Annotated in this window: 16 protein-coding genes; 11 read left to right on the forward strand and 5 right to left on the reverse strand. The window is 44.5% G+C overall.

Annotation, left to right across the window (positions count from 1 at the left end; translation table 11 throughout):
• Window positions 1-17: 17 nt before the first annotated feature.
• Window positions 18-185 carry a hypothetical protein gene (locus tag A8140_RS06225; RefSeq protein ID WP_005528842.1) on the reverse strand — a complete coding sequence of 56 codons (168 nt, stop codon included), beginning with the start codon at window positions 183-185 and terminating at the stop codon, window positions 18-20.
• A gap of 359 nt (window positions 186-544) precedes the next feature.
• Here A8140_RS06225 and htpX point away from each other — a divergent pair, with 359 nt between their 5' ends.
• The 9 genes from htpX to A8140_RS06270 all read left to right on the forward strand — a co-directional run bounded on the left by htpX (window position 545) and on the right by A8140_RS06270 (window position 7,791).
• Complete coding sequence (gene htpX / locus A8140_RS06230; protein ID WP_005528841.1) at window positions 545-1,414, forward strand: protease HtpX; 870 nt, start codon at window positions 545-547, stop codon at window positions 1,412-1,414.
• 231 nt (window positions 1,415-1,645) lie between these two features.
• Window positions 1,646-2,065: a nuclear transport factor 2 family protein gene (locus A8140_RS06235; RefSeq protein ID WP_005528838.1), complete on the forward strand. Its 420-nt coding sequence runs from the start codon at window positions 1,646-1,648 to the stop codon at window positions 2,063-2,065.
• Window positions 2,062-2,787 (forward strand): SDR family oxidoreductase, encoded by a 726-nt coding sequence (locus A8140_RS06240; protein ID WP_005528835.1) that lies wholly within the window; start codon window positions 2,062-2,064, stop codon window positions 2,785-2,787. The genes A8140_RS06235 and A8140_RS06240 overlap by 4 nt, the downstream gene beginning before the upstream one ends.
• Window positions 2,788-2,799: 12 nt before the next feature.
• Window positions 2,800-4,110, forward strand: coding sequence for an NAD(P)/FAD-dependent oxidoreductase (locus tag A8140_RS06245; RefSeq protein ID WP_005528832.1), 1,311 nt, complete (start codon window positions 2,800-2,802; stop codon window positions 4,108-4,110).
• Between the two features lies 1 nt (window position 4,111).
• A complete protein-coding gene (locus A8140_RS06250; protein ID WP_005528830.1) occupies window positions 4,112-4,933 on the forward strand; it encodes a DUF1365 domain-containing protein in 822 nt (273 codons plus the stop codon).
• Entirely contained in the window at window positions 4,927-6,183 is a 1,257-nt protein-coding gene (locus tag A8140_RS06255; protein WP_005528829.1) for an SAM-dependent methyltransferase, read from the forward strand. The genes A8140_RS06250 and A8140_RS06255 overlap by 7 nt, the downstream gene beginning before the upstream one ends.
• Before the next feature lie 6 nt (window positions 6,184-6,189).
• Window positions 6,190-6,705 (forward strand): DUF2878 domain-containing protein, encoded by a 516-nt coding sequence (locus A8140_RS06260; RefSeq protein WP_005528827.1) that lies wholly within the window; start codon window positions 6,190-6,192, stop codon window positions 6,703-6,705.
• Window positions 6,662-7,255, forward strand: a complete 594-nt coding sequence (locus tag A8140_RS06265) for a chalcone isomerase family protein (protein ID WP_005528825.1) — start codon at window positions 6,662-6,664, stop codon at window positions 7,253-7,255. The genes A8140_RS06260 and A8140_RS06265 overlap by 44 nt, the downstream gene beginning before the upstream one ends.
• A gap of 17 nt (window positions 7,256-7,272) precedes the next feature.
• Window positions 7,273-7,791 (forward strand): DUF3833 domain-containing protein, encoded by a 519-nt coding sequence (locus tag A8140_RS06270; RefSeq protein WP_005528823.1) that lies wholly within the window; start codon window positions 7,273-7,275, stop codon window positions 7,789-7,791.
• A gap of 304 nt (window positions 7,792-8,095) precedes the next feature.
• Here A8140_RS06270 and purB read toward each other — a convergent pair whose 3' ends face one another.
• The 3 genes from purB to mnmA all read right to left on the reverse strand — a co-directional run bounded on the left by purB (window position 8,096) and on the right by mnmA (window position 11,372).
• Window positions 8,096-9,466 carry an adenylosuccinate lyase gene (purB, locus tag A8140_RS06275; protein WP_005378198.1) on the reverse strand — a complete coding sequence of 457 codons (1,371 nt, stop codon included), beginning with the start codon at window positions 9,464-9,466 and terminating at the stop codon, window positions 8,096-8,098.
• Between the two features lie 153 nt (window positions 9,467-9,619).
• The gene (gene hflD / locus A8140_RS06280) at window positions 9,620-10,237 is read right to left on the reverse strand and encodes a high frequency lysogenization protein HflD (RefSeq protein ID WP_005427511.1); all 618 of its coding nucleotides are present in this window, start codon (window positions 10,235-10,237) and stop codon (window positions 9,620-9,622) included.
• 10 nt (window positions 10,238-10,247) lie between these two features.
• Window positions 10,248-11,372: a tRNA 2-thiouridine(34) synthase MnmA gene (gene mnmA / locus A8140_RS06285; RefSeq protein WP_005528820.1), complete on the reverse strand. Its 1,125-nt coding sequence runs from the start codon at window positions 11,370-11,372 to the stop codon at window positions 10,248-10,250.
• Between the two features lie 190 nt (window positions 11,373-11,562).
• Here mnmA and A8140_RS06290 point away from each other — a divergent pair, with 190 nt between their 5' ends.
• Together A8140_RS06290 and A8140_RS06295 are read left to right on the forward strand one after the other, a co-directional pair.
• On the forward strand, window positions 11,563-11,832 hold the full coding sequence (locus A8140_RS06290) for a hypothetical protein (protein ID WP_005528818.1): 270 nt from the start codon (window positions 11,563-11,565) through the stop codon (window positions 11,830-11,832).
• Between the two features lie 116 nt (window positions 11,833-11,948).
• Window positions 11,949-13,253: an inosine/guanosine kinase gene (locus A8140_RS06295; RefSeq protein ID WP_005427518.1), complete on the forward strand. Its 1,305-nt coding sequence runs from the start codon at window positions 11,949-11,951 to the stop codon at window positions 13,251-13,253.
• Between the two features lie 128 nt (window positions 13,254-13,381).
• On the opposite strand, the gene A8140_RS06300 is transcribed toward A8140_RS06295, so the two are convergent.
• A complete protein-coding gene (locus tag A8140_RS06300; protein WP_005427520.1) occupies window positions 13,382-13,789 on the reverse strand; it encodes an H-NS family histone-like protein in 408 nt (135 codons plus the stop codon).
• Window positions 13,790-14,328 lie beyond the last annotated feature (539 nt).

The following is a 14,328-nucleotide window of genomic DNA, read 5'->3' on the forward strand; positions in this document are numbered from 1 at the left end:
TAAGATCCGACGCTCAGTTATTTCTCTTGGCTAAGCCCCATCAAAGCTTGCTGTGTTTCAGCAACGCGCTTTGACATGTGAGCGTCAGTGGAAATACCAAGTTGTTGTTTTGCCTCATCCTCTGAGATACCTAGATGACAACAAAGTAGATCGATAGCCATTTGATAGTTGTTAGTTTCTACCATGATTTTTCCCTCAAGACATGGAAGTTTGGAACTGCTTTATTGTCCTTAAAGCTCGCCCCGTTTCGTTCATCTAAGCTGAATCTAGCACGTACAGATAGTCGCACAATAAGACCAAAGTCTATACTGGCGCTAAGATGCTGTTTTTAAGCGGGTAAAATGTTTGTATTATTTCAGTCTCGAAAACAAATGTTGCAATTTATTGCTTAACCTTGTTTTTATCGCGGATAGACTATATCTATAACGCAACGGAGCACGAAACTAAGCGGGACAAGCTTTCTAAGCGTTCTGTTACTTATAAAAAACCTGTTCCATATAATAATCCGTTTTGAAAAAACGATAAGCTTCCCCGGAGAAAAGTAATGAAGCGAATTATGTTATTCCTAGCAACTAACCTAGCAGTCGTGCTAGTGCTTAGTGTTGTTCTGAATATTGTTTACGCTGTAACTGGAATGCAGCCAGGCAGTCTGTCTGGTCTACTTGTCATGGCCGCCGTTTTTGGTTTTGGTGGCGCGTTTATCTCACTAATGATGTCGAAAGGCATGGCACTGCGCTCTGTGGGTGGCATGGTCATCGAAAGTCCTCGTAACGAGACAGAGCACTGGCTTCTTGAAACAGTTGGTCGCCAAGCTCAGCAAGCGGGTATTGGTATGCCAACGGTCGCGATTTACGAAGCGGCAGACATCAACGCATTCGCAACAGGCGCAAAGCGTGACGATTCATTGGTTGCTGTTTCTACAGGCCTTCTACACAACATGACTCGCGATGAAGCAGAAGCGGTACTAGCGCACGAAGTGAGTCACATTGCGAATGGTGACATGGTTACCATGACGCTAATGCAAGGTGTGGTGAACACCTTCGTTATCTTCCTATCACGTTTCATTGCCAACATCGTTGCTTCTAACGACGATGAGGAAGGCCAAGGTACCAACATGATGGTTTACTTTGGTGTGTCTATGGTGCTTGAGTTGGTATTTGGCTTCCTAGCAAGCTTCCTAACTATGTGGTACAGCCGTCACCGTGAATTCCATGCAGATGCTGGTGCAGCCCAGCTAGTGGGTAAAGAGAAGATGATTGCTGCGCTAGAGCGTTTGAAAATGAGTCACGAATCGCAACTGGATGGCACAATGATGGCATTTGGTATCAACGGTAAGCGTTCGATGACTGAGCTTCTAATGAGCCACCCACCGCTAGACAAGCGTATTTCGGCACTACGTAGCCAACAATACTAGTCGTCAAATAGGCTGGACTAATTGTTCAGTAACTAAATTTAATATCCTGAAAAGGCTTGGTTTTTTGACCAAGCCTTTTTTTGTGCCCATTGATCGCTAGTGGATCTCGTCACGTATCACTTTACAGAAACAAAGTTATACAAAAATATTTTTGTACAACTTTTCTCGATTAGTCTATCTTGTACATATAATATTTTTGTACAACTGTTGAAGCGGTATGGGAGTGAAAAAATGGACATTCAGTCAGTTGGCAACATTTATCAAAAGTTGAGTAAGGCGAATTTGCATTTGCTCGAAGGGGTTTATCACCAAGACGTGGTGTTTGAAGATGCTGCTCATCGTTTAGAAGGATGGCCTGCGTTATCCGATTACTTTCAATCACTTTACACCAATGTCATTCGCTGTGACTTCGTTATTCATGACCATCAACAAGCCGGGGAAACTGGCTTCCTCACGTGGACGATGGATCTACAACACCCGAAACTTCAAAAAGGCGCGCCTATCTCGGTAAATGGCGTCTCACATCTCAAGTTCCGCGATGGGCAGGTTATTTATCACCGAGACTATTTCGATTTGGGCGAAATGCTCTACGAAAATCTGCCGCTGCTTGGCTCTGTGGTTAGAACCATTAAACAGAGGCTAGGGCAATGAGCGGTTCGGTACTGATTACAGGTGCGACCTCGGGGATCGGTCGACAACTTGCATTGGACTACGCAAATGCAGGTTGGAAGGTGATTGCCTGTGGACGCAATGAGGCCGTGTTGGCAGAGCTTGTGGACGCGTCGAGGAACATCTCAACCTTACGTTTTGATGTGACGCAGTATGAGGAAACGATCCAAACACTGTCTGAATTGCCTTTTATTCCTGAAAACTGGATTTTCAACGCTGGTGACTGCGAATACATGGATGACGGCGTTGTTGACGCGAAACTCATGGCGCGCGTTATGAACGTGAATGTGGTTGGCGTAGCTAATTGTGTTGAAGCTTGTCAGCCTCGCTTTGAACGTGGTCATCGCGTCGTGATTGTTGGGTCCATTGCATCGGAAGTCGCACTGCCTCGTGCAGAGGCTTACGGCGCCTCCAAAGCTGCGGTGAGTTATTTCGCGCGCACGCTTGCAGTCGACTTGAAGAAGAAAGGGATCAAAGTCGTCACAGTTTTCCCTGGTTTTGTTGAAACGCCTCTCACTGACAAAAACACTTTTGATATGCCGATGATTGTATCGGTAAAGCAGGCTTCTGATGCCATCCGCAAGCAGTTGGATGCAAACAAAAGCCATATCTATTTCCCAGCGAGATTCACTGGCATTTTGCGCTTTATCTCGCTGCTTCCCTACAGCTGGCAAGCACGGCTAACCGCAAAACTCGTATCATAAGAAGGAAGAAGCATGAACGTTGCAGGAAGAAAGAAAATCGCCATTGTTGGTACCGGGATTTCTGGGCTCACTTGTGGCTATTACTTGCATAAAGAACATGACGTAACGTTGTTCGAGGCGAACGACTACATAGGTGGGCATACGGCGACTGTTGACGTGAGCGTTGACGGAAAAGAGTACGCGATCGATACCGGCTTTATTGTATACAATGACCGGACTTACCCAAACTTCATCAAAATGATGAACGAAATCGGTGTCGAAGGTTTGCCGACCCAAATGAGCTTCAGCGTCAGAAACGACGGTAATGGTTTGGAGTACAACGGTCACACCGTGTCGACATTGTTTGCTCAAAAACGAAACTGGGCAAACCCAAAATTCTACCGCTTTATCTCAGAGATCCTTCGTTTTAACAAACTGGCGAAAAGCTTTGCTAACGAGAAATCGACAGATTCTCAGACGCTGGGTGAGTTTCTTGACGAACACGACTTCAGTCCATTTTTTACTGATAACTACATATTACCAATGGGTGCTGCAATCTGGTCATCGACCTTGGCAGACATGCGCGCATTCCCGTTAATGTTCTTCTTGCGATTCTTCCTCAACCACGGGTTGTTAGATATCACAAACCGCCCACAATGGTATGTGATAAAAGGCGGCTCACGCTCTTACATTGGACCGTTGACCAAAGGTTTTGCCGATAATATTCGTCTTAACAGCCCAGTCGAAAAAGTCATCCGTACTGATAACGGTGTTGGTATTGAAGTTCATGGTGAGACGCACTGGTTTGATGACGTTATCTTCGCTTGCCACAGTGATCAAGCAATGCGAATGCTGGGCGACATAAGCTCTACCGAGCAAGAAATCCTAGGCGATATGGCATACCAAGCAAACGAAGTCGTGTTGCATACGGATATTGGCCTGTTGCCAAAACGCAAGGCGGCTTGGGCTGCATGGAATTACCTACTCGATGGCAGTCAAGAAGAGCAAGAGCGTCTGCCTTCTCTGACTTATAACATGAACATACTGCAACACATCCAGTCTGAGCATACTTTCTGTGTCACGTTGAACAGTACGAAAAAAATCAATCCAAACAAGATTCTACGCTCATTCACTTACCATCATCCTGTATTTACCACGGAGTCTATTGCCGCACAGCAACGAAAAGATGAAGTCCAAGGCAAACAGAGTACTTGGTTCTGTGGCGCCTATTGGTACAACGGCTTCCATGAAGATGGTGTTCGTAGCGCGCTTGATGTCGTTCAAGGGCTAGAAGAAAAATACCGCGAGCAAAAAGTGGTGCCTTTTGAAAAAGGCGCGGCGTGATATGAGTAGCCAGATGAACAGCCGATTGTTTATAGGCAATGTTCGCCACCGTCGATTCACGCCTGTGAGTCATGAGTTGAATTACTCCTTATTCATGCCAGCCATCGACGTAGATGAACTCGAGGCGCTGGAGAAAAATGTTTGGGGCTTTGGGTCACGCTGTTGGCATTGGGCACGTTTTAAGCGCAGTGATTACATTGGTGGTAAAGGATGCATTAAGTCAGCCGTTCAAGACAAACTGGAAGCGCTAACAGGTGTTCGTTTGACGGGAAAAGTGGTTGCCGTTTGTCACCTACGTTACTTAGGGCTCTATTTCAGTCCGGTTAATTTCTACTACGTTTATAACAAGGAGGGTGAGTGGAAGTACCTGCTGGCAGAGGTCAGCAACACCCCTTGGAATGAACGTCATTATTACGCGATAGCGGCAGACGAACAGGATGAAAATTTTGGTTGGGAGCAAGACAAAGCGTTTCATGTCTCGCCGTTTAATCCAATCGACCAACGCTACCATTGGAAAATCAAACCTTTGACAGACAAGTTGAATATCCATCTTGAATGCCACAAAGGTGAAAAACATTTTGATGCCACCATGGCGATGAAAGCGCAGCCACTTTCAAGTAAAACCTTATTGAAGTGCTTGATCGTTACGCCGATTCAAACGGTAAAAGTCATGGTTGGTATTTACTGGCACGCTCTAAAACTTTGGATTAAAGGCGCGCCTTTTTACTCACACCCTAAATATGCTCAACCAAAAAAGACGGGAACCGAGCCGGTGAGTAAAGACGAAAAGAATAATAAGCACAAGGAGAACTCTGCATGTTAAATACAACTTCTATGGCAATGCCACGTGAATTGACGACGACGCAAAAAGCGGCTCGTGGAGTTCTATTTCAGTGTCTTCAAAAGATGGAAATCGGCTGCTTAACGGTTATTGAGAGCTTCAAGACAGAAACGACAGAGCGCAGTGAGAGATTCTCTACACCAAATGGAGAATATAATGGTGAACCAGTTGCGGCGACGATTGAGGTTAAGCATCCGGGCTTCTACTCTCGGATTTTACAAGGCGGCAGTATTGCAGCAGGTGAAGCTTACATGGACGGCTGGTGGGATAGCCCGGATTTGACGGCATTGATGAAGCTGATGGCCCTCAACATGCGTGCACTGGATAAACTCGAAGAGCAGGGCAGCTGGCTAACAAAACTGCTTTATAAGTTTAGCCATTGGAGCAACCGTAACTCCCAAGAAAACTCCCGTAAGAATATCCATGCTCACTACGACTTGGGTAACAACCTGTATGAAGCTTTCCTTGATACCAACATGCTGTATTCGTCAGCGTTGTACAACGAAGCGGATGATTCATTAGAACAGGCACAAATCAACAAAATGTATCGCCTGTGTCAGCAACTTGAGCTGAAAGCTAGTGATCATGTCATCGAAATTGGCACCGGCTGGGGTGCAATGGCGATTTACATGGCTGAGCAATATGGTTGTCAAGTGACGACGACAACCATTTCTGAAGAGCAGCACGCTTACGCCGAACAGAAGATCAAAGAGCGTGGCTTAGAAGGTAAAGTCACTTTGCTTAAAGAGGATTATCGCAATCTAAAGGGAACCTTCGACAAGCTGGTTTCTATAGAGATGATTGAAGCGGTGGGTAAGCAGTTTCTGCCTTCTTACATCAAGAAGTGCGAATCCTTGTTGAAGTCGGGAGGCCTGATGGCGATTCAAGCGATTACGATTGCCGACCAGCGCTATGATTACTACAGCAACAATGTCGATTTTATTCAGAAGTACATTTTCCCAGGAGGCTTTTTGCCTTCAGTCACATCCCTCACTCAAGCAACGACCAAATACAGTGACTTGGTTACGCGAGATCTGTTCGATATCGGGCTTGATTACGCCAAAACGCTTAATGAGTGGCATCATCGCTTTAATCAAGCCGAGAGTGAAGTCCGCTCGTTTGGTTACGACGATCGCTTCGTGCGCATGTGGCGTTATTACTTGAGCTATTGTGAGGGTGGCTTCTTAGCTCGCACGATCAGTGCCGTTCACATGACGTTTCAGCGTCCGTAGTTCTTTATGAGAGTGTTTGTTGCATCGACATGGTTCCAACTCTGCTGGTTTGCCGCAGTGCTTGGGACCTATCAATGGCAGTGGCTGACTTTCGTGCTCACGTTGCTTACTCTTGTATACTGCTGGAGAGTAGAGCCTTCTGCTCTTAAGAATATCACCACGATTGTATCCATTGGTTTGGTGCTAGACACTCTCAACAAGCAATTTTCCGTCTTTATATTTCCAACCTCTTGGTTGCCGATCTGGCTTGTTTGCTTGTGGGTTTTGTTCTCTTGGTATGCCTACCAACTCAAGTCAATTTTGTACCGTTTCCCAAAAACCTACGTATCAATAGTAGGCGGTATCGGAGGGACAGCGAGCTACTTTGCTGGCTACAAACTCCAAGCCGTTGAATTTGGATTTAGCGTTGGCGTCACACTTACGATCTTGTTCGTCGAATGGTGCGCAATGAAGCTTTTGATACTCAAGGTGTACGGAAATGAAAAGCTTGAAGAGAAATTGGAAACGGAAGCTGACCGGTAGTGTAATGGCTGCATCCTTGTTCTGTGCGGTGCCTTTGCAAGCTCAAAATGTGGTGGGTTCAAGTGAGACAATAACCACTAGCAATTGGCAACAGTGGCAAACGGTCGGCGAAGCTCAACTCACTTGGTTTGTTTTTGATATCTACAAGTCCCGCCTTAAAGCGCCCGATGGACAGTATTTGGTGTCTAATGACGTTTCTCCCCACCCTTTTGCTTTAGAGATTAACTATCAGCGTGATATTAGCAAAGAGCAGCTGCTCGATGTGACGGATGAACAGTGGCAGAAACTAGGATTTACACAAGCTTATCGTCAGCAGTGGATTTCTGAACTGAACACTATGTTCCCTGATATCAAGAAAGGCGATGAGTTGACTTACCTCACTGATGGTACAAATGGTCAGCTTATTTATCGCAAAGCCGGGAGTGAACCGTATCAAACCGTCGGATTTGTGAAAGATGAGCGGCTTAATGATGCATTTCTTTCGATTTGGTTATCACCGAAAACAGAGTTTCCTAAACTTCGTAAACAACTGATAGGGCAGGTAAGGTAGTGAAATTATTAAAACGAATGCTCAAAGCACCAGTGATTGCTGCGGTAACACTTCTTAGCGCATGCTCTGCTGATATTGATAACTATCAAGCGGCATCACCAGCCTTTGACCTGTTTGGCTACTTCGAAGGTGACGTCAAGGCTTGGGGAATGGTGCAGGACTACACTGAGAAACAAACTCGCCGATTTGAAGTCAACATTGTCGGGACGGTTGAAGGTAATGAACTAACGCTGGTGGAAGACTTTGTCTTTGATGATGGCGAGCTCGACCAGCGTATATGGGTCATTACTAAACTCGAAGACGGCACCTATAAAGGCAAAGCGGATGACATTATTGGTATTGCTACCGGTAAAGAGATGGGTAATGCGCTGCAATGGCAATACGACTTCGAGCTGAAAATGGATGATTCAACCATCACGGTGTCGTTCGATGATTGGTTGTTCCGCCAGGATGATATGCACGTGTTTAACCTTACCAAGATTAAGAAGTTTGGGGTTGAGGTAGGGACGATTACTCTTTTCTTCCAGAGGCAATAGAAATAAAGAAACGAGATGCGTGAGCGCTTCGCTTTAGGAGTCGAGATTGAGGCGCGGTAAGTTTAGCGAAAATAAGATGAATTTGGTGTGTGGATAGCAGTTGCATCTAGAATGGCTATAACCGAGCCTTATCCCTTATCCCTTATCCCTTATCCCTTATCCCTTATCCTGAAGCTTAGCGTTCCATAGGGAGAATCCCCTTCCCCCTAAACGAAGAAAGGGTTGACGCTCTCACGTCAACCCTCAAAATTATCCGATTCTCGATTCTCGATTCTCGATTCTCGATTCTCGATTCTCGATTCTCTTACAGCTTATCTGTCAGCTCGATTGCTTGACCGATGTAGTTTGCTGGCGTCATCTCTTTCAGACGTGCTTTCTCGTGCTCAGGAAGCTCAAGACCGTCGATGAAGTTACGCATTGCTTCGCCGTCTACACGCTTACCACGAGTTAGCTCTTTTAGCTTCTCGTATGGCTTCTCGATGCCGTAACGACGCATTACTGTTTGTACTGGCTCAGCTAGTACTTCCCAGTTCTTATCTAGTTCAGCAAGAAGTGCTTCGCGGTTTACTTCTAGCTTGCTGATGCCTTTAAGCGTAGAAGTGTAAGCGATGATTGCGTAGCCAACACCAACCCCAAGGTTACGTAGAACCGTTGAGTCAGTTAGGTCACGTTGCCAACGAGAGATAGGCAGTTTCTGTGCTAGGTGACCGAATACAGCGTTCGCAAGACCTAGGTTACCTTCTGAGTTTTCAAAGTCGATTGGGTTAACTTTGTGAGGCATTGTTGAAGAACCAATCTCACCAGCAATGGTTTTTTGCTTGAAGTGGCCTAGTGCAATGTAACCCCAAACGTCACGGTCGAAGTCAATCAGGATAGTGTTGAAACGAGCGATAGCGTCGAACAGCTCAGCGATGTAATCGTGTGGTTCGATTTGAGTTGTGTAAGGGTTCCAAGTAACGCCTAGAGACTCAGTGATGAACTCTTCAGAGAACTTGTGCCAATCTAGCTCTGGGTAAGCAGAAAGGTGTGCGTTGTAGTTACCTACTGCACCGTTGATTTTCGCTAGAATCTCAACGTTTTCGATTTGCTTGAATTGACGCTCCATACGGTACGCCACGTTTGCCATTTCTTTACCCATAGTAGATGGAGAAGCAGGCTGACCGTGTGTACGAGATAGTAGAGGAATATCGCGGTATTCCACTGCTAGCGCTTTGATAGCGTCGATTAGGTTACGGATTTCTGGAAGAATCACGTTCTCACGCGCTTCTTTAAGCATTAGAGCGTGTGATGTGTTGTTGATGTCTTCAGAAGTACATGCAAAGTGGAAGAACTCGTTTACTGCGTGCAGTTCAGGAACGTCTGCTACTTTCTCTTTTAGGAAGTACTCAACCGCTTTAACGTCGTGGTTAGTTGTACGCTCGATCTCTTTGATACGGCGTGCATCTTCTTCAGAGAAGTTTGCAGCAAGGTCGTCTAGGAATTGGTTTGCTTCTGCGCTAAACGCTGGCACTTCTGCAATTTCAGCAGTAGCAGCAAGCTTTTGTAGCCAGCGGATTTCAACGATAGTACGGTACTTTAGTAGACCGTATTCACTGAAAATTTCGCGTAACGCAATTGTCTTGCTTCCGTAACGGCCGTCTACTGGTGAAACAGCAGTCAATGCTGACAGTTCCATGATGTTCTCCTGAATTGGGTTTCTAAATTTCGTGAGCTTTATACCAATAACTGTGGCAATTGTCACGAATATTGCGCAAACGTTTGCGCGAGATTTGTTTTGGTCGAAAAAAATGAGCTCGCGATAAACGCGAGCTGCTTACTAGATACCTTATTACATTCGAGCAAGAAGGATTTGCGCTTGCTCTACCATCTTTTTGCGTCCGAAGATCAGGTGGCGACGTTTACCGCCAACTTGACGCCAGAGTACTGCGCTACGAATACCCGATAATAACAGCGCACGAACTTTGTGCTGGTTAGAGGTTTGTTGCAGTACCGATGGAGTACCAGTTACTTGAATACGAGGACCAATAGGGCTGACTACATCCAAGTAAATGCTTGCTAGGTTGCTGATCATTTGATCATCTAGCAATTCAAAATGTTCCGTTTGACGCTGAGCCATTTGGATGCGATCACCAAGTTGTGACATTGCATCGTTACGACCCGATAGCTTGCGCTCTAATGCCATTAGGCTGATGATGTAGCGAGTGACTTCACTTCCCGATGGGGTGCTATCAATCCCTTTCACCAAGCATTCAAGACCCAGCTTAAGGTCGGCTTCGCGGCCGAAAACACCAATGGTGTTCGCTGGGCTAGTATTCAAAATGGCGTTAATTGACGTTTCAAAGGCATCTTGATCACAATGTCCGTCTCTCGCTACCTGTTGAACTAGAGCAACAGCTTGGCAGATACCTGCAAAAGCGATAGTACGGTCATAAAGTGTATTCGCCACGTAACGACTCCTAAGCTTGAGAATATTTAATGCGTTGCTCGATGATGCCGCCACCTAGGCACACGTCATCTTTGTAGAACACAGCTGATTGACCTGGTGTTACAGCAATTTGTGGCTCGTCAAAGATCACTTTAATGTTTTCATCATCGATAGGGATGATTGTACAAGGAATATCTTCCTGACGGTAACGAGTTTTCACTGTGCACTTCATAACATCGCGAATTGGCTCACGATCTACCCAGTGAAGTTGTGATGCAAGTAGACCTTCTGATTTCAGCATTGGGTGGTCTTTACCTTGAACGGCAATCAAAACGTTACGTTCTAGGTCTTTTTCACCAACGAACCATGGGTCTTCGTTGCCACCGCCACCTTTGCGTCCGCCGATGTGCAGACCTTTACGCTGACCTAATGTGTGATACATCAAGCCTTGGTGTTGACCAATCACTTCACCTTCAGGCGTTTCGATGTTGCCTGGTTGAGCTGGCAGGTAACGACCTAGGAATTCCGTAAACTTACGCTCACCGATCAAACAAATACCCGTTGAGTCTTTCTTCTTCGCGGTGATCAGATCTTGCTCTTCTGCGATACGGCGTACTTCTGGCTTCTCTAAATCACCAACAGGGAATAGGCTACGTGCAATCTGCTCGTTGCTTAATGTATATAGAAAGTAGCTCTGGTCTTTGTTGCTGTCTAGACCGCGTAGCATCTCTGGTTTTTCACCGTTCTCTGGGAAAGAGCGACGCACGTAGTGACCCATTGCAATGTAATCAGCGTCAAGCACTTCATCAGCGAATTCTAGGAATGCTTTGAACTTGATTTCTTTGTTACAAAGAATGTCTGGGTTTGGTGTACGGCCTGCTTTGTATTCAGCAAGGAAGTACTCAAATACGTTATCCCAGTATTCAGCAGCAAAGTTGATGGTGTGTAGGTGAATGCCTAGCTTGTCACATACTGCCTGAGCATCAGCAAGATCTTCTGCTGCTGTACAATATTCTTCGTTGTCATCTTCTTCCCAGTTCTTCATGAACAGGCCTTCTACTTGGTAGCCTTGTTGCTTTAGAAGATACGCAGAAACAGATGAATCAACGCCGCCGGACATACCGACGATGACTTTCTTTTGGCTGTTATCAGACATTACTAAACACCACTAAAATTAACGGGACGCAGATTCTACCAGAATCCACTGACCGGGGACAGATCCGAGATCGAAATCACACTTCGATTTTGATGTAAATTTCACCGAAAACAAACCGTGTGTGAGAATTCGATAAGTATAGAAGGGTTATATATGGCATAGTTGGCAAAAATCCAAGAGGAAATATCAAATGACCGAAGAAAACCAATTTATGCAAGAAGCTGAGTTGATTGAAATTGTTGAAAACCAGCTCGAAGATGGCAACCCAATAAAAGTAAAAGAAACCTTAATGCGACTAATGATGACAGGTACGCCACGTGAAGATGCCGTTGCAATGATGGCTTGTGCAATGTCGATTGAGATTTTTGACGTAATGAAAAATGGTGGTGAGTTCAATCTAAAACGCTATACCGAACACCTCGAACAGCTGCCAGATTTAGGTTTCATGGAAGGCGAATAGAGCGTTAGAAAATAAAAAGCAGGGTGCAAACGTTTGCTATACTCGCTTTTATTGCTGCTTTATTGTCAGCGGTATAGAATCCGCTCTCCTTTTAATCCCTTACTCAGACTAACAATATGAAATTTCCTGGACAACGCAAATCCAAGCACTATTTTCCTGTTCATGCTCGCGACCCATTAGTGAGCCAAGCACAAGAAAGCAAGAAGATGACGCGCACTCATATCATCGGCATTGATCAAACGCTGGTTGATATTGAAGCGAAAGTGACAACGGAAGTGATTGAAAAGTACGGTTTGAGTAAAGGACACTCATTGGTAATCGATGATGCGACAGCTGAAGCACTTTACCAACAATTAAAAGAAGACTGCCTAATTACTAACGAGTATGCAGGTGGTACGATCGGTAATACGCTACATAACTACTCAGTATTGGCGGATGACCGTTCGACGCTTTTAGGTGTAATGAGCCAAGATATCAAAATCGGCAGCTACGGTTACCGTTACCTATGTAACACATCTAGCCGTATGGACCTGAACTACCTACAAGGCGTTGATGGTGCAATTGGTCGTTGTTTCGCTCTTATTACTGAAGATGGTGAACGTACTTTCGCAATCAGCGAAGGCCAAATGAACCAACTTCACCCAGACAATATCCCTGAGAAAATCTTCAAGAGTGCATCTGCTCTGGTTCTTACTGCGTACCTAGTTCGTTGTAAAGAAGGCGATCCAATGCCTGAAGCAACTATGCGCGCGATTGAATACGCGAAGAAACACGATGTACCAGTGGTATTAACACTAGGTACTAAATTCGTTATTCAAGATGATCCAACATTCTGGCAAGAGTTTATTCGCGACAACGTATCTGTTGTAGCAATGAACGAAGATGAAGCAGAAGCGTTAACGGGTGAATCTGACCCATTAGCTGCCTCAGATAAAACGCTTGAATGGGCTGACCTAGTGCTTTGTACAGCAGGCCCTGTTGGTCTATTTATGGCAGGTTACACTGAAGACAGCGCTAAGCGTGAAACGTCATTACCTTTGCTTCCTGGCTCTATTGCGGAATTCAACCGTTACGAATTTAGCCGACCAGCGAAGAAAGACTCATGTGAAAACGCAATTAAAATATATTCACACATCTCGCCTTACATGGGTGGCCCTGAAAAGATTAAGAACACCAATGGTGCTGGTGATGCAGCATTGTCTGCGGTTCTTCACGATATGGCTGCAAATAAATACCACAAAGAAAATGTGCCTAACTCAAGCAAGCACAATAATGAGTATTTAACTTACTCTTCATTCTCTCAAGTTTGTAAATATGCAAACCGTGCGAGTTATGAGGTGCTAGTACAGCATTCTCCACGTTTATCTCGTGGCCTTCCTGAGCGTGAAGATAGCTTGGAAGAAGCATACTGGGAACGTTAATTTATTATGTTGAATTAGCCAACCTATTACATACGAAAAATGGCGCATTTTGAATGCGCCATTTTTGTAACTATTTATAAATAAAAAGGCTCCACTAGGGAACCTTTTTAAATTTCATAAATCTATTATTAGATTAGAAAATCGTCTAGAGATTTGCCTGCATCAAGTTGCTCTTGGATTGCAGAAGGTGTACGACCTTGGCCAGTCCAAGTTTTTTCTTCGCCGTTAGTATCAGTATATTTGTACTTAGCAGGGCGAGGAGCACGCTTAGATTTTGCTTTAGTTTTTGTTTCACCAGCAAGTGCACTAATTAGCGCTTCAACGTCGATACCGTCTTGAGCGATTTTCTCTGCGATAGCTGCTAGTTTCGCTTCTTGCTCAGCTTGTGCTGCGCGGTCTGCTTCTTCTGCTTCTTTACGCTCTTCAACAACGATAGTTAGTTTATCTAGAGCTTCTTCCAATTGCTCTAGAGTTAGCTCACGAGAAAATGCACGGAGGCTACGGATATTTAGAAGTGTTTTAGTCAGCTCAGACATAACGATTCCTATTAATAGGTTAAAAGTTTCTACATTGCTTATCGAGACGATAAATAAAATGCGAATCTAGATTTAAAAATTAGTGTCCTTATATTTAACTTTATCTTTCTCATATGTGCAAATGCTAATTCATGATTTAGATTAAATTTCTTTAGTTTTTTGGGGAGGAAACAATATTAATTAATCAATTTGAAATCTAATTAGTCATTTCCAACACTTTTCTCTTTATAGATACCATCTTTTTCTCGATTACCTTCATGTTTATTTATCGCTTGAATTTAATTTCTCTTTTTCTGACAGAGAAGGGTGAGATTGTGAATGTTGTTGTCGTCATATTTCTTTCATTTATTGTTACACGTAAAACTATGACGAATTTAATAGTAGTAATAAAGTTTCATAAACGACAACATAGAAGTGATTGCAGTTGCGTAATGTATGAGTTGATCACATTCCATTTATAAATCGAAAGTGCGATTATTTATTCATTTAATTTAGTTTGATGTGTTGCATTGGTAGGCCTCATGAGTACAATGGCTGTC

Source organism: Vibrio campbellii CAIM 519 = NBRC 15631 = ATCC 25920, assembly GCF_002163755.1.
Taxonomy (GTDB): Bacteria; Pseudomonadota; Gammaproteobacteria; order Enterobacterales; family Vibrionaceae; genus Vibrio; species Vibrio campbellii.

Excerpts from the sequence above, each read along its gene's own strand:
- A8140_RS06225 (WP_005528842.1), bottom strand. The coding sequence starts at position 185 with ATGGTAGAAACTAACAACTATCAAATGGCTATCGATCTACTTTGTTGT.
- htpX (WP_005528841.1), top strand. The coding sequence starts at position 545 with ATGAAGCGAATTATGTTATTCCTAGCAACTAACCTAGCAGTCGTGCTA.
- A8140_RS06235 (WP_005528838.1), top strand. The coding sequence starts at position 1,646 with ATGGACATTCAGTCAGTTGGCAACATTTATCAAAAGTTGAGTAAGGCG.
- A8140_RS06240 (WP_005528835.1), top strand. The coding sequence starts at position 2,062 with ATGAGCGGTTCGGTACTGATTACAGGTGCGACCTCGGGGATCGGTCGA.
- A8140_RS06245 (WP_005528832.1), top strand. The coding sequence starts at position 2,800 with ATGAACGTTGCAGGAAGAAAGAAAATCGCCATTGTTGGTACCGGGATT.
- A8140_RS06250 (WP_005528830.1), top strand. The coding sequence starts at position 4,112 with ATGAGTAGCCAGATGAACAGCCGATTGTTTATAGGCAATGTTCGCCAC.
- A8140_RS06255 (WP_005528829.1), top strand. The coding sequence starts at position 4,927 with ATGTTAAATACAACTTCTATGGCAATGCCACGTGAATTGACGACGACG.
- A8140_RS06260 (WP_005528827.1), top strand. The coding sequence starts at position 6,190 with ATGAGAGTGTTTGTTGCATCGACATGGTTCCAACTCTGCTGGTTTGCC.
- A8140_RS06265 (WP_005528825.1), top strand. The coding sequence starts at position 6,662 with ATGAAAAGCTTGAAGAGAAATTGGAAACGGAAGCTGACCGGTAGTGTA.
- A8140_RS06270 (WP_005528823.1), top strand. The coding sequence starts at position 7,273 with ATGCTCAAAGCACCAGTGATTGCTGCGGTAACACTTCTTAGCGCATGC.
- purB (WP_005378198.1), bottom strand. The coding sequence starts at position 9,466 with ATGGAACTGTCAGCATTGACTGCTGTTTCACCAGTAGACGGCCGTTAC.
- mnmA (WP_005528820.1), bottom strand. The coding sequence starts at position 11,372 with ATGTCTGATAACAGCCAAAAGAAAGTCATCGTCGGTATGTCCGGCGGC.
- A8140_RS06290 (WP_005528818.1), top strand. The coding sequence starts at position 11,563 with ATGACCGAAGAAAACCAATTTATGCAAGAAGCTGAGTTGATTGAAATT.
- A8140_RS06295 (WP_005427518.1), top strand. The coding sequence starts at position 11,949 with ATGAAATTTCCTGGACAACGCAAATCCAAGCACTATTTTCCTGTTCAT.
- A8140_RS06300 (WP_005427520.1), bottom strand. The coding sequence starts at position 13,789 with ATGTCTGAGCTGACTAAAACACTTCTAAATATCCGTAGCCTCCGTGCA.